The following is a 14,438-nucleotide window of genomic DNA, read 5'->3' as shown; positions in this document are numbered from 1 at the left end:
AGAAATGAATTTTATAAAAAAAACAAATATACTACATATATTCCTGCTCCTTGTGATATTAAGCTCTTGCGCCAAAGAGAAAAAGAAAGTGGAATTAAATGATGCGCAACTCCCAAAGAGTACATTGCCTAAAATGAAGCCTTTATCTAAACCGGAGCCCAAGCTCACTGCCGCGTATATCAATTCAAAAAAGCAGGAGATTGACTCTTTTTACAAAAAAAATTGGCCAAATAATAGTGCAAATGGCAGTTTTCTGGTAGCAAAAAACGGTCAGATTATTTATGAAAAATACGAAGGGTACGCTAATTTTAGAGATAAGATAGAAATTACTAAGACCACACCACTGCATCTTGCATCAGTTAGTAAAGTCATTACAGCTACTGCTATTTTGAAATTAGTCAATGCCAAAAGAATCGAACTAGATCAAAAGGTCAACACCATTCTCAAGGAATTTCCTTATCCAGATGTTACCATAAAAACATTACTCAATCACAGAAGCGGCATGCGCAATTATGCCTATTTTACAGATCGTGATAAAACGGTTTGGGATCGGCACAATATACTGACCAATCAGGATATCCTTACGATTATGGCAACCAAAGATATTGGTCTGGAGTTCAAAACTGACACCCGTTTTAGTTACTGCAATACTAATTATGCCATGTTAGCCTTAATAGTAGAAAAAATCACAAAACTTCCGTTCAAAGAGGCCATGAAACAAATCATTTTTGATCCCTTAGGAATGAAAAACACGTATGTTTTTGATTATGATAAGGATAAAGATTCTGCTGTCACGTCCTATAAAGGAAATAAAGTAGAGATAGGAAAAGACTATCTAGATGCTGTTTATGGCGATAAGAATATCTATAGCACACCTAGAGATTTATTAAAATTTGATAGAGCAAGAAGCAGTGCTACTTTTTTAACACCAGCATTGCAAGCTATGGTATATAAAGGATACAGCAACGAACGCAAAGGAACCAAAAATTATGGTCTTGGAATCCGAATGGTGAATTGGGAAACGGGACAAAATTTTTATTTTCATAATGGTTGGTGGCATGGAAACACCTCATCCTTTATTACTTTGCGAAAAGAAGGCGTCACTATAATCGCTTTATCTAATAAATTTACACGCAAAACGTATGACGTTCGGAAATTAGCCGTCTTATTTGGAGATTATCCTTTCAAATTACGAGACGAATAAAAAAGGTATGATTTTTGACACTGTCTTTAAAGTTTAGCGATACAAATTCAACTTTAAAAGTGTATATTTGCAAACTCAAAATTCAAGTTTAAATTTTGAAATTAAATAATGGGGTCGACTGGTTTTGACAGCAAGTCGAATTGATAAGTAAGCACGTCGAGCATTGAGACCTTGCTCGTAAATATAAGATCTTACCATTTTACACGGCGAAAATAACTACGCTTTAGCTGCATAATCCGAATTATAGTACGATTAAGCCACGTTCCTATCAGATAGGAAAGCTGGATTCTCCTTGAAAGCCTTGGTTTGTGGCGTTCAGTTTAGGAGAACCGTAAAAATAAACCTAGATTTCCATGAGCTTCGGGTGGATTTCAAAATTAAGAAGATAAGTAGCGTGTGGCTGTTTCTGGCCTAGCACACTATCGAAAACTCAATCAGGAAATAAACGCGTAGAAAGCTTTTTAGTTGCTTGTTTGGACCCGAGTTCGATTCTCGGCGACTCCACTGGATGGGATGATTGGAAAATCATCCCTTTTTTTATGGTAAATCAACAAGCCTTTTTCCTGCATTAACAGGTGATTCCGAGACATTATCGGTATCATGGTAGGTGTTCGATAGACACCTTCCTGATAGTATAAATTGCTGTCGAACACCAATTTGACAAATTCCCTTTTTTGGATAATATTTGCATTATCATATATAGATTTTAGATCTCCGAGTAAGTGTAATTTTTTATGTAAAATTTTGAATGCATGTGTTTCAACTTTACTTAAACGCTCAATTGCATCTTTGCAGGAATGGATAGTACTGCTATAAGTAGCATACCATCTATCATAAGTATCTTTTGAAATCTCATTTTTAATCCACTTTTCTTCTACAGAAAACATCTTTTCTTGAGTCTCTTCTAGCAAAAGTTTCTTTTGTTCTATTATCAGTTTGTTAGATTTTAAATTTTCTTCTATTGCCACACTAGAAGACTTTTTTATTTCAGACAAAGTATTTTCTGGGAGACTCATTAATTCTAATATTTCAGCAAGCTGTGTATGGGCTTTTATTGCACTTATATTATTATGCTTTGAAGTCTTACACTTATAATAATTAAAATACTTGCCTGATTTCCCTCTTGATGGAGCACCTGTGAGTAGGTTTCCGCAATGACATTTTAAGATTCCGCGAAGTGGTAAATTTTCATCTAATATTGCTCTAACTTTTTCAGGCTTTTTCATCTTATTTTGCACCAATTGCCAAGTAGTTTTATCAATAATAGCTTCGTGTATAGCTGGAAAAATTCCCCCGGGATACTCTTTATATCCCTGAACCTGCAACATACCTGCATACACAGGATTAGTCAATACTCTTTCAACAGCCGTATTTCCTCTTGCTTTAAATCCTAATTTAAATACTTGTCCTTTAATTATATAAAGTGGTGTATCATGTAAATAAGCATCATACATAAACTTGACAACCTTTGCTTCTGTTTCTTCAATAATTAATTTTCGTTCCTTTCCTTCGCCAAACTTTATATAACCATAAGGTGGTTTAATTCCGATGTAACGGCCTTCTTTTGCTCTAGCAGTATAGAGTCCTCCCCTAATTTTAATACTCCTGTTAATATTATCCTCTTCAGCAAGCAATAGTTGTAATCCCGCTCTGAAAAAACTTCCTGGAGTATCATAGTCGAACGTAATTCCTTCGGTTACACTGACGACCTGAATATTGTATTTTCGCTGAAGCATCTTTACCATACTCATTGCTTCTCCAGCATCCCTACTAAATCTGTCCATTTGATCTACCAAAAGATAGTCCACAGTTTTAAAATGTTTACTAATAAACTCTTGAAGTTTAATAAAGTCTGGTCTATCAAATGTCTTAGCACTTCTCCCTCGATCAATAAAAGTATCTGTTAATTCAACATTGTTAAATTTCAACCATTGATCCGTATAAAGCTCCTGTCTTTCAATGGAACCATTACTTTGTCCCAACTGACTAAATCTTAAGTATCTAATCGCTCTTTTCATTTAATTCATTTAATGTAATAGAAACAATAATTTCAATCAGTAAATTTACGAATTTCTGTTCATTTAGCTTCTCAATATCAAACTTTAACTCCTCTATCTTTCCATCAATCAAGCTCTTGTCTTCCTGTTCCATTATTTACCTCCTTTGCTCTTTATGAAAATGAATTTTATTTTTACTTTGTGAATTTTATATGAACGCACACATAAATAAATTTAACAGCAAGGCCAGTAAATCGAATGGGAATGTCATGTCAAGGCTCTTTTTGACTACTAGTGGCATTTAACATCAGTCGATGTATCATTTTGTTTGTAATTGGTAACTCGTCTAAATAAATTATCTATTTCCATCGGAAATTTAAATTTATTACATTTCTATCACTCCTACTATTTCACTATTTCCTTTTCTAAACTTGAGGACTAAATAAATTAACTCAATAAATAAACAATCTATATAAATTGTCCCGTTCAGTACTTAGTACTAATGAATATACTTCTCTTTCTTGTGGATAAATATCCTTTGACAATGCATTATTTGCATAATTTTAAAATTCAGCTCAGACTTTAAGAACCCTGGGCTTTTTGTCCGCAGCACAATCCGCAAAGCACATTTATACTTTCGCTATGCTACAGTATAAAAGAGCTTTAAGAATACTCAATAAAAGAATCTTGAAAATTGAAGTTGCTACCTACGTATAATTTTCAAGATCCTTTTCCATGGCTTTAATAGCCATATCATTACTTCAAACTATAAGCCGATTAAAACCATCAGACAATATTTCTAGTGATTACCTTCTTTCTTTACAATAAAACATAATACGCTTTACAACCTTGCTTCCATCCTATCTATATTCAAAAGCCAGTATGCTAATTGTCCCATTTCAAGAGCAAAGGTATACTAGTGTTTTTAACGCAAAAAAAAGGTCAAGCCCTGCGGGTTTATCAAAAAATCTCCATCCGCCGCGGCGAATAGTATTTATTTGATAAAACCTTGTTTTTGCTAAACACTAACCTTTTATGCTCTCGAAACGAAACATAGCATACTCCGACTCTTTGGACGAATAAAAAAAATGTCAACAATGAAATTTAATACCATTTACATTGGAATTAGAGTGAAACAAAACAGCTCCTCCTCTCATTACCGAATAAATTAATTAAAAAAAATAACCCTAAAAATAAAAAATCATGAACATCATCGGAAGATTAACAAAGGATGCGGAAGTACACAGAACCGCGCAAGACAAGCAAGTAGTGAATTTTTCTCTAGCCATCAATGATAGCTACAAAAATAAACAAGGCGAACGTGTAGAGCAAACAAGCTATTTTGATTGCTCCTACTGGATAAGTCCAAATGTTGCAAAAATACTCACCAAAGGCGCTTTAGTTGAGCTTACAGGTAGAGTAAGTGCAAGAGCCTGGACAGCTAGTAGCGGAGAATTAAAATCACGTTTGACTTTTCATACTTCGACTATAAAATTGCACGGAGGCAGTAAGAAAATTGAATTTACACAAGGGTTTACAGAGCAGGATAATACAAAGATCATCACACCAGAACCTGCTGAGGATTTACCCTTTTAACTCTAAACATATAATAATTTTTTCAACTTTTAAAATTTTAATATCATGGCACACAATTTAAATTTCAACGAAAGAACGGGACGTTATTCATTTTTTAGCGTACAACAAAAAGCTTGGCACGGTTTAGGTCAAATAGTATCAGACTATCCGACAAGTGCAGAAGCTATTAACAACGCAGGACTTGACTATGAAGTTATAAAAAGTCCTCTTTATTCCAAGGTATCAAACATAATTGATCCTACTGACAGTTTAGAAATTAGGGACAATGAACTAAAAGTGCCTAATTATTTTGCTACTACCCGTACCGATAACAATACTGTTTTGGGTGTAGTCGGTAAAGAGTATCATATTGTACAAAATCGTGAAGCATTTCGTTTCTTTGATGCTATTGTAGGTGGTACAGATGGAATTATGTACGAGACTGCAGGCGCTTTAGGAAATGGAGAACGCATTTTTATTACAGCAAAATTACCTGACTATATTCGTGTGGGTACTGGTGATGATGTTACAGAAAAATATATTTTCCTCACTACTTCACACGATGGTAGCGGAAGTATTACGGCAGCTTTTACACCTGTTAGAATTGTATGCCAAAATACACTAAACGCTTCACTTCGAAATATGAGCAACGTGGTACGCATCCGCCATACTTCGGGAGCAAAACAACGTTTGGAGAATGCGCATAAAGTAATGGGATTAGCAAACGAATTTAGTAATCAACTAGAGGGAATTTTTAATGAATGGTCAAAAGTAAGAGTAAAGGACAACGAGGTTAAAAAATTGATACAATTAGCACTATGTCCCAACAAGGAAACCTTACAGCATATTAAAAACGGAAATGAGGACGAAATATCAACCGTTTTTAAAAATACGGTTGAGGATGCCTTTGCCTATGCTATGACGAGCGACTCACAACAAATGGAAACGACAAAAGGCACTTTGTTTGGAGCTTATAACGCAGTTACAGGCTACTACCAAAATGTACGTAGCTATAAGAACAATGAAGCAAAATTACAATCTATTATTTTGGGAGGTACTGCACAATCAAAATCGCAAAAGGCTTTTGAAATCTGTACCTCATTTCAAAAAAATGGTACTGACGTTTTCAACTTCAATTAAAAAGGCTTTAAAATTAAAGGCGACTACTCACAAAAGTAGTCGCCTATTTTAACAATTTCTATTATTTTTCAGAATAAAGTTTTTTTCTAAATCTTAAAGATTTTAGGGCACAACCTATTCCGGTTGCATTACTTCAAAGTCTGGATGCAAAAAGACACTCCCTTCCAATGGTCGGGAAAGTCTTTTTGCGGGAAATGATACAACCATTTTGGTAAAACAACAATCGCACAGATTCTCATTGCTCTTTATATTTTACCAAAAAGCTCGTGATTATTGGTTAGGATAGTCAGTATCCTATTTTTTTTTACTGGACTTCTTTTCTTTCCACATAAGTGACAAAAGAAAAGAAGCAAAAGAATGCCACTTTATTATTTTGGATTTTGATCGTGTTTAAATGGAACTTCTTTTTGAATTAGCACTTTGTTATCTTTCTGTTGTTTTGAATAACTCCATAATAAAAGTAGTCCAAAAATAATCAGAATATAAGCAATCCATTTTCCTGTACGTTCCAAAAATGAAATAAAGACTGATTTTTCATAACTTGAAAAACTTTCCGCTCCCAAAGGACTTCTTCTGTAAAATTTTCTTCTGTTTATCCAATAACGAATACCAAAACCACTTAAAACCATTGTTGGATTCATAATTTGATTTTTTTAAATTTTAAATTTACTAAAAACTACCTCATCAGTACGGAAATTACTATTTATAAATCAGTAAGTTGCGTACTTATTTATAAACAGTTAAAAAAACACTGTAATATACCCAACAAAAATAGGCTATATCACAAGTCGTGAAACAGCCTATTTTCCCATTATTATATTTTGAATACTATGAGAGAATTATCCTCAAATACCTCCTTTATAAAGAACCAATTTTAATTATGAAACTTCCTATCTTTTATCAGTATTGCTTTGAGTAAATCTGAATTTTTAAGTTTTATCAACTGATGTCTCGCTCCATTTTTCTCATAAATTTCTATCAGGAGTACTTTGTCATCGGCAATAGTAAATTGATCCAATAAAAATATATTTCGCTCTACCGTTTTACCTTTAATTTCGTCCAATGGTTTGTAAATTCTTAGTGGATTCAACGTCATTTCTTGTATAACCGTACGTTTGGCTAGCTTTTTATCAACTACTTTGAAAGTAACAAAATCGACAAGGAAAGAGACATAACTGCAATTAGTAACTTGAGTATGGAAATAGAACTTGCCATCATCTACATAGATTCCTTTCAATATGAACTTGACACCATAACTACTAGCACCCTTATTCTTTATTAAACGTTTGTCTTTTTTGTATATCTTTCCCATTAAATCGTCTACCAGTGAAGGCGAATTTTTTCCGAGTTCCTCAAATAGGATATCATTTCTATGCTCTCTATTTATCCCTTTCTGCATTTCCAAAAGATTATAATTTATAATCATAGGACAAGAATTATAGAGCACATTGAAATTATAAAAATGCCCGTCTTCGGTAATTACAGAAAAGTTTGTTTCCTCATCGAAATTACGGACTGAAGCTTTTACTCTTAACACATTTTCTGCATCTTCTGCTTTGCTTGCAATCAAATAGTCACTTCCTAAATCTACGTATCGTATTGCAGAAGGAAAGAGTAGATGCGACGTTTTACTATAAGTTACCTCTATCGGGTACGGATCTATTTTTTCTAAGTCCAATTTTTGGGTATTAGTAACAGTCACTTGCCCTTCTGATTCCATACTGTATCCTAAAAATAAGACCAGTACTATTACCATGTTTTTTTTTATAGTTTTCATATTTAAATTTTTTATTAAAGTGAATAATTATTTTTTTGACACTAGAAACACTTGAAGGCCTGCCTTCAAAGTGACTTTTGGAGTTTTCATTTTTTTTGAAAAATAACCTGAAATGCCCTGCACAAGGCCACGGCTCAAATCGCCAGCTATCTGCTGTCCTGGGGAACTTGAAAGCATAATACTGCTTCCTGAAGTTTGTCCCATATTGGCAGCCATTTCTTTTAGAGCGCTCATTTCGGGAGAATAGGGTACAAATAATCCTTGTTGTCCATCTAATCCATAGATAGTAAGATCAACAGGGAGGATAGTACCATCCAACTCAATAGAAGTAATTTTCATTTGGAGCCTTCCTTGATTAAATTTTGAATTTGCCGTCAACACTGTTCCTTGCGGAATAATATGATTTTGCATTTTGGCAGGCTCTAATAAACGCAAACGAACACTACTTTCCACTGATACTAACTGTGTGGTTTGGATAACTGCTCGAATACTATTTTTGAGCTGTGTCTCCTTTTCGATTTTCCCTGCAGTGTAAAATCCTCGATTACGACTTTCGCTCCAATTGGCTATAAAAGTACTGTCAGGAAGATCTCTATGCAATGAAGATACCGCACTTTTGCGAGCAGGAATAAATGAAATAAAAGATTCCTTTTCGGTTGAAGCAGTAGAAACAGCCATTGTCTTTTCATTTAATTGTTCCGTTGAAGTCTTATTGACTGGCAAATATTTAGCCGCCATCTGATATGACTTCTCCATTAACTCCAATTGATTGTCAACAATATTGGTAGGTGTTTCTTCCTTTCTTGCTAACTCTTTTTTTACCTCATCTAATTGTTTGCGTAATTCCTGCGTTTCAGATTTATCATTATTGTAAAAACTGCCCAATGTATTTTGTGCATTGCGATAACTATTCAGCGAAGTATTAGTATTGGTTTCTTTTTCTGTTTCAGGAACATCTTGCAATGATTCTTCTGTGGTCCCCTCATTCCAGTAATCAGAAAGAGAGGTTAGCGCATTTTGTTTTTCTCGATTTTTTTGTTCCACTATTTCCTGTTCATAGGCTTTTTGTTTATCATTCTGTAAACCGATAGTAGAAGCCTGAGGAACGGAATCATTGAGACCTACATCTTCTGTCTTTCTTATGTTTTCCGATGGTTTGAATAGTAGATACATACAACCAAGAAATACTATACCCATCAACGCAAACAGGATTGGCTTTTTAAATTTTTCTACATTATTATCTGAAGATTCTCGCGCTATATCTGTACTTTTATCTAAGCTACCATCCGTAACCAAGACTGTATTTTTTTTGTTTTCACTTTCTTTCATGTTTTCTGTTTTTTATAATTAACAACAAGGAATCCCGTAACGATGCTGTGGATTCGTTCTTTTTGAGAAGAGCGTTTTCAATACGCTCCTCATCCAGCTTACTGCTGTGTTTTCCGGTTTCAAACCAAACGCTAAGTGTAACAACTACAGTAAGAATCAAATAACTGATAAAAGAATACAGAATGTACTTGTACTGTTTTTGAAGAGGAAGTGCTCTCCAGCGTACATCAATCTTTATTAACCATAAGTCAATATTTGTTCGAAGATTTTCCATCTTGGTTTATTTTAACGTTCAATAATTTCTAGATCATTATTCTGCAGCACAGTAAACTTTTCTATATTGAAGCCTTGCGGATTATTATCCGAACGAACGGAATTCACAAGGTAACAGGAGGTAACTAAATTGCGTTTGGTTACATTACTAGAGCGAATGATGAACTGCTTAGCATAGGTTTTTACAGCATAAGGATAGGTTTCGAAGTTGCATACCACACTATCTACTTCAAGGCGCTGTTGAACATTACCTGAAATAATCCGATTGTAATACCCCTTTTCAGCTAAGTCTTTGTAATAATCAAAAGCGCTTTTGTCTGCTAGATTAAATGCTCTTTTCATATTATTTTCTATAGCACTCTTGTCTGGTGCCTGTGTAAAGAAAAGCTCATGAAATCGACGTATGTGTTCCCGAGCTTCTACAGGACGATTGATTGAAGCGTCTTGCGCCAGCGCTAGCATTAATGATTTACCATTATCCAACACATAAACCTTTTGACGCTGCAATTCTGCAAACCGATACGATTCCCAAATTGCATATCCTGCTACTCCAACACATAGTACTGCAAATACTATGGCATACAGTCTGATTTGTTTAAAGCTATTTTCGATATTTCTTAATATTTTAAATTCCATTTTACTTTAATTTTAAATTGTTACTTCATTAATCTCCCCCCAATATTTCCAGTAACTGCTCCCGTACCAGCTCCTACAATATTTCCAGTTTTAGCGCTAGTTTGATTTATATTACGAACAAAGTTTCCTGCTCCCCCTGCCTGAATAATCCACCCAGTCACCGTAGGAATTGTAAAATATCCAATGATGCCAATAATCATAAAGATGATATACACTGTACTGGATGAATCTGGAATAAAATTAGGATCGGATAAACTGTCAATATCCTTTTGCAGTATTAACGATTGGATCTTGGACAACATCGAGCTGAAAAGGTCAGAGACTGGCAACCAGAGATATACACTAATGTATCGAGTAAACCACTGCGTCAATGTGGACTGAAACCCATCCCAGACTGAAATAGCAAATGCTATAGGCCCCAATATTGATAGCACAATCAAGAAGAAAGTTCGTATCGTGTCAATGACCAGTGCAGCAGCTTGAAAAAGCACTTCTAAAAATTCTCGAAAACTATCGCGAATCATTTTCTTGATACTATACATTTCTCTTTCAATATACATCCCCGATATGGTTGCTAAATCAGCAGGTGACCAACCTATTTCATCCAATTTCTTATCAAATTCTTCATTTGAAACCAAATAAGCTGTCTCAGGATTGCGCAACATAGCCTCTCTTTCTAATTGGTCTTTCTGCTGTTGTAGGGCATTTAAATCCAATACTTGGTTTTCTAAAATACTATGTGTTCCTTTTACAATTGGACTAAGCACCCCATTAAGCGTTCCTAAAACGATCGTTGGAAAAAACATAATGCAGAGGCCTAATGCAAATGGCCTAAGTAGCGGATATACGTCTATCGGTTCTGCACTACTGAGTGCCTGCCACACTTTTAACGCTACATAAAACAAAGCTCCCAATCCAGCCAATCCTTTTGCTACTGCTGCCATATCTGCTGATAGTGGTAGCATCTCGTCATAGAGCGAACGCAGTACTTGGTGAAGATTACTAAATTCCATGGTTACCAGTATTTTTGGTTAGCATTTCCATAAAGCTCCAAAACTCTTTTACTAGCGTTTGCTTTCTTAGCTCGCAGATAACTAACCGAAATATTTTTATTGGTAAAATAACGAACCAAATTGTGGTACTCTTTTACTTTTAGATAAACACGATCAATAATATCCATTCGCTCCTTATCAGTAAGCGACAAGCTGGAAGTGCTTACAATTTGCTTTAGCTCTTTCAGAAGTTCGGTACTTTCATTTAACAATATGGAATACCCATTAGCAATAGCCGTTAATTCTTGTTCATTAAAATTAGGATCGTTCAACATTTTCCCAAAATTACTTACATACATCTCAGATACATCACCAACAAGTAATACGGTCTGCTGTACTTTTCGAGCATCCTTTACTAGGTTATTTACAGCCTTTAGCTTGTCATAATATTCTTTTCCTTGATTATATACTTTTTGGACTTCTTTAAAGTTGTTAATCATGTTAGTCGCTGTGGTTGAAGTTTGTATAATCTGTCTCGCTGAATTGACTATTCCTTGAGCCAAATTGGTTGGATCTGTTACCACCCACTGTGCTTTAGCAGTCGGCATGACAGCAAATAAAATTACCATGCACACCTTAATTTTTAAATTTTTCATTTTTATTCGTTTTTAAATTTTTACTATTTGTTTTCTTTTTCTCTTTTCTCAAGAGCTAACCTTTTAATGGCCTGTTCTACATTTCCATCCAGTTCTCCCGCAAGACGCATCACTTCTAACTTTTCGGTTTCTTCTGTGGTATAGGCTAAATATTCTTCAAGACTCACTTCTGTGGCATATACTGCAGAATGCGTTCCCCCTAGCCCAATCCAGACTTCTTTGTATAATCTTTTAGGATCATTATTCATATTGATTGAAAGTACCTGCGCTTTTTCTTTCTCGGTTAGACCAAGCATCGCTTGGATATCATCAAATTTGTTCATGTACTTCCGTTGGTCAAGGAGTATTTTACAATCTGAATTATTAATGATACTTTCTTTCACAATAGGTGACTGAATAATATCATCTACTTCTTGGGTTACTACAATCGCTTCTCCAAAAAACTTCCGTACCGTTTTAAAAAGGTATTTGATGTACTCTGCCATTCCCTCTTTCGCAATCGCTTTCCAAGCTTCTTCAATCAGAATTAGTTTTCGTACTCCTTTCAAGCGACGCATCTTATTGATAAAAACCTCCATAATGATGATCGTCACAATGGGAAAAAGGATTTTGTGATCCTTGATGGCATCTATTTCGAAAACAATAAATCGCTTACTAAGTAAGTCAAGTTGCTTCTCTGAGTTTAGCAGATAATCATATTCTCCGCCCTTGTAATAGGGTTCTAATACATTTAAGAAGTTGTCAATATCAAAGTCTTTTTCTCGTACCTTTTTATCTTCCAATACCTTTCTATAGTCCCCTTGTACAAATTCATAAAACCCATTGAAAGACGGAAAATCGTCATGCTGCTTGATGCGTTCAATATAACCACTCACAGCATTAGACAATGCGACTTCTTCCGAACGAGTTGGTGGTTCATCATCCCGTTTCCATAAGGTTAATATCAAAGTTTTGACACTTTCTCTTTTCTCAATATCGAATATGCCATCATCGGTGTAAAAAGGATTAAAGGCTATTGGATTGTCCTCAGTGTAGGTGAAATAAACCCCATCTTCGCCTTTGGTTTTTCCTTTGATGAGTTCGCACAAACCTTGATACGAATTACCAGTGTCTACCAATAAAACATGTGCCCCTTGCTCGTAATATTGTCTGACCATGTGATTGGTAAAAAATGATTTTCCAGAGCCTGAAGGCCCCAAAATAAACTTATTCCTGTTCGTGATAATACCCTTTTTCATTGGCAGATCAGAAATATCCAAGTGAATCGGTTTTCCTGTAAGTCGGTCAGCCATTTTAATCCCGAAAGGAGAAGGTGAACTTTTATAGTTAGTTTCCTCCGTAAAAAAACACAACGCAGGTTCGATGAATGTGTAAAAACTTTCTTCACTTGGAAAATCTCCTGCATTGCCTGGCATTCCTGCCCAGTAGAGCGTCGCGACATCTGTAGTGTTGTGCCTTGGTTTGCATTCCATCAACGCCAAAGCGCTACCTGTGTCGTTCTTTAACTGTTTTAGTTCTGCTGGATTGTCTGACCACGCCATTACATTGAAATGCGCTCGGATAGAAGCATGTCCGAAAGAATGTGCTTCATTCAAATAACGTTCGATCCATTCTTTATTGATTTGATTGGCTCTGCTATAGCGTGCCAACGAATGCATGTTTCGTGCTGATTTCTCAAACTTACGCAGGTTGTCCTCACTGTTATCCAAAAAAAGATACTGGTTGTAGATGTGATTGCAACTTAACAGTAATCCAACTGGCGCAGCAAAAGACAACAAACAATCACTTCTATCGGTGGACAATTTTTCGTAGCGAGTTTCTGCAGATACGGAACTAGGCAAATCATCGGTATCGGACAACGTATGCAGACAAAGTCTTTTGTTTCCAATACGAACTTCTTCCCCTCCCAAAGCTATATCCTGCATTGGTGTCCCCTCCTCTGTTGAAAGACTTAGGTATTGTTCCAATAATCCTTGTTTGTCATTTGTTCCAATGATGTCTTCCTCACTTAAACGTTCCAATTTTATAAAACCGGACTCATTGACGATCCGTTCAAATTGCGCCACCGATTCCATAAAACGAGAAATGGTTTCCTTATCTCTTATTTCTTTTGGAATAAGTACCCCTCTGCAAAGCGAAGAGAAATTACTCTGCATGCGCATGCGCTCTTTCGTAGTTTTTGTTAAGAACAGATAGCAATAATGATTGAGAAACGGACGCTCATTAAAATGTTGTTGGTAGGATTTCGCCAAAAAACTCAAATCCTCTTTTGCAATATCAGGAGCATAATTTTCCTTGATGTACCAATCCTGTTTGTGTACCACCGTATAATCAGGCAAGGTCTTAATAGCCTTATGCCACGCTGAATGTATCGCTTCATATTCCGCAGAGGCTACTGTGAAAAGTTCTGGTAGCTGTACTCGAAAACAAGCGGTAATATCAGCATCCTTTGAGATGATACAATTATTTTCTAGTGCCAACAACGGAAACTTACTTTCAAGTGTAGTTGCTTTTGATTTATTTCTCATAGCTAGTACAATTTGGAGTTAACTTGAAATAGCGATATACAGGCTTACGACAGATGATGTATCGTGGATGTCGTTTATTGGCTCCTACTTTCATCAAGCCATGTTCACCATACTTTTTGTTAAGTGAAAATGTTTGCCACACCAATAGCGATCCCCCACCGATTCCGATAAACAGACACAGATATGAATTGACTCCAATCATGTACAAGATCATTATCAGGATAACCATCCCGAGCAAACCTCCTGCGAATAGGAACAAGTATTGTGCTTTCAGTCCTTTAAACTCTACTGTTCTTCCTATTCCCTTATTTATATTGTAAATATTCATAAG

The 14,438-nt window shown here is 35.5% G+C and carries 13 protein-coding genes and 1 other RNA gene; 4 read left to right on the top strand and 10 right to left on the bottom strand.

Features of this window, described 5'->3' with window-relative positions; genetic code table 11:
• Positions 1–4: 4 nt before the first annotated feature.
• Positions 5–1,204 (top strand): serine hydrolase domain-containing protein, encoded by a 1,200-nt coding sequence (locus BUC11_RS06925; protein WP_073352934.1) that lies wholly within the window; start codon positions 5–7, stop codon positions 1,202–1,204.
• Positions 1,205–1,314: 110 nt separating this feature from the next.
• Positions 1,315–1,711, top strand: a transfer-messenger RNA (tmRNA) gene (ssrA, locus tag BUC11_RS06920).
• On the opposite strand, the gene BUC11_RS16945 is transcribed toward ssrA, so the two are convergent.
• Complete coding sequence (locus BUC11_RS16945) at positions 1,666–3,222, bottom strand: recombinase family protein (RefSeq protein ID WP_175547737.1); 1,557 nt, start codon at positions 3,220–3,222, stop codon at positions 1,666–1,668. The two genes, ssrA and BUC11_RS16945, sit on opposite strands and share 46 nt — an antisense overlap.
• 1,182 nt (positions 3,223–4,404) lie before the next feature.
• On the opposite strand from BUC11_RS16945, the gene BUC11_RS06905 reads away from it, so the two are divergent.
• Positions 4,405–4,797, top strand: coding sequence for a single-stranded DNA-binding protein (locus BUC11_RS06905; RefSeq protein ID WP_073352933.1), 393 nt, complete (start codon positions 4,405–4,407; stop codon positions 4,795–4,797).
• A gap of 45 nt (positions 4,798–4,842) precedes the next feature.
• Positions 4,843–5,916, top strand: coding sequence for a DUF932 domain-containing protein (locus tag BUC11_RS06900; protein ID WP_073352932.1), 1,074 nt, complete (start codon positions 4,843–4,845; stop codon positions 5,914–5,916).
• A gap of 368 nt (positions 5,917–6,284) precedes the next feature.
• On the opposite strand, the gene BUC11_RS06895 is transcribed toward BUC11_RS06900, so the two are convergent.
• The 9 genes from BUC11_RS06895 to BUC11_RS06855 all read right to left on the bottom strand — a co-directional run bounded on the left by BUC11_RS06895 (position 6,285) and on the right by BUC11_RS06855 (position 14,435).
• Positions 6,285–6,557, bottom strand: a complete 273-nt coding sequence (locus BUC11_RS06895; protein ID WP_073352931.1) for a molybdenum ABC transporter permease — start codon at positions 6,555–6,557, stop codon at positions 6,285–6,287.
• A gap of 233 nt (positions 6,558–6,790) precedes the next feature.
• Entirely contained in the window at positions 6,791–7,693 is a 903-nt protein-coding gene (gene traN, locus BUC11_RS06890; protein WP_073352930.1) for a conjugative transposon protein TraN, read from the bottom strand.
• A 27-nt stretch (positions 7,694–7,720) separates the two neighbouring features.
• A complete protein-coding gene (gene traM, locus BUC11_RS06885) occupies positions 7,721–9,022 on the bottom strand; it encodes a conjugative transposon protein TraM (RefSeq protein ID WP_073352929.1) in 1,302 nt (433 codons plus the stop codon).
• The gene (locus BUC11_RS06880) at positions 9,009–9,296 is read right to left on the bottom strand and encodes a hypothetical protein (protein ID WP_073352928.1); all 288 of its coding nucleotides are present in this window, start codon (positions 9,294–9,296) and stop codon (positions 9,009–9,011) included. The genes traM and BUC11_RS06880 overlap by 14 nt, the downstream gene beginning before the upstream one ends.
• 11 nt (positions 9,297–9,307) lie before the next feature.
• A complete protein-coding gene (gene traK, locus BUC11_RS06875; RefSeq protein WP_073352927.1) occupies positions 9,308–9,931 on the bottom strand; it encodes a conjugative transposon protein TraK in 624 nt (207 codons plus the stop codon).
• Between the two features lie 20 nt (positions 9,932–9,951).
• Entirely contained in the window at positions 9,952–10,944 is a 993-nt protein-coding gene (gene traJ / locus BUC11_RS06870; protein WP_073352926.1) for a conjugative transposon protein TraJ, read from the bottom strand.
• Positions 10,945–10,946: 2 nt separating this feature from the next.
• A complete protein-coding gene (locus tag BUC11_RS06865) occupies positions 10,947–11,579 on the bottom strand; it encodes a DUF4141 domain-containing protein (protein ID WP_073352925.1) in 633 nt (210 codons plus the stop codon).
• A gap of 23 nt (positions 11,580–11,602) precedes the next feature.
• The gene (locus BUC11_RS06860) at positions 11,603–14,107 is read right to left on the bottom strand and encodes a TraG family conjugative transposon ATPase (RefSeq protein ID WP_073352924.1); all 2,505 of its coding nucleotides are present in this window, start codon (positions 14,105–14,107) and stop codon (positions 11,603–11,605) included.
• Positions 14,097–14,435 (bottom strand): DUF4133 domain-containing protein, encoded by a 339-nt coding sequence (locus BUC11_RS06855; RefSeq protein WP_073352923.1) that lies wholly within the window; start codon positions 14,433–14,435, stop codon positions 14,097–14,099. The genes BUC11_RS06860 and BUC11_RS06855 overlap by 11 nt, the downstream gene beginning before the upstream one ends.
• Positions 14,436–14,438 lie beyond the last annotated feature (3 nt).

The organism is Flavobacterium xanthum, assembly GCF_900142695.1.
Lineage (GTDB): Bacteria > Bacteroidota > Bacteroidia > Flavobacteriales > Flavobacteriaceae > Flavobacterium > Flavobacterium xanthum.
This window is presented reverse-complemented; position numbering and strand designations above follow the sequence as displayed.

Excerpts from the sequence above, each read along its gene's own strand:
- BUC11_RS06925 (WP_073352934.1), top strand. The coding sequence starts at position 5 with ATGAATTTTATAAAAAAAACAAATATACTACATATATTCCTGCTCCTT.
- BUC11_RS16945 (WP_175547737.1), bottom strand. The coding sequence starts at position 3,222 with ATGAAAAGAGCGATTAGATACTTAAGATTTAGTCAGTTGGGACAAAGT.
- BUC11_RS06905 (WP_073352933.1), top strand. The coding sequence starts at position 4,405 with ATGAACATCATCGGAAGATTAACAAAGGATGCGGAAGTACACAGAACC.
- BUC11_RS06900 (WP_073352932.1), top strand. The coding sequence starts at position 4,843 with ATGGCACACAATTTAAATTTCAACGAAAGAACGGGACGTTATTCATTT.
- BUC11_RS06895 (WP_073352931.1), bottom strand. The coding sequence starts at position 6,557 with ATGAATCCAACAATGGTTTTAAGTGGTTTTGGTATTCGTTATTGGATA.
- traN (WP_073352930.1), bottom strand. The coding sequence starts at position 7,693 with ATGAAAACTATAAAAAAAAACATGGTAATAGTACTGGTCTTATTTTTA.
- traM (WP_073352929.1), bottom strand. The coding sequence starts at position 9,022 with ATGAAAGAAAGTGAAAACAAAAAAAATACAGTCTTGGTTACGGATGGT.
- BUC11_RS06880 (WP_073352928.1), bottom strand. The coding sequence starts at position 9,296 with ATGGAAAATCTTCGAACAAATATTGACTTATGGTTAATAAAGATTGAT.
- traK (WP_073352927.1), bottom strand. The coding sequence starts at position 9,931 with ATGGAATTTAAAATATTAAGAAATATCGAAAATAGCTTTAAACAAATC.
- traJ (WP_073352926.1), bottom strand. The coding sequence starts at position 10,944 with ATGGAATTTAGTAATCTTCACCAAGTACTGCGTTCGCTCTATGACGAG.
- BUC11_RS06865 (WP_073352925.1), bottom strand. The coding sequence starts at position 11,579 with ATGAAAAATTTAAAAATTAAGGTGTGCATGGTAATTTTATTTGCTGTC.
- BUC11_RS06860 (WP_073352924.1), bottom strand. The coding sequence starts at position 14,107 with ATGAGAAATAAATCAAAAGCAACTACACTTGAAAGTAAGTTTCCGTTG.
- BUC11_RS06855 (WP_073352923.1), bottom strand. The coding sequence starts at position 14,435 with ATGAATATTTACAATATAAATAAGGGAATAGGAAGAACAGTAGAGTTT.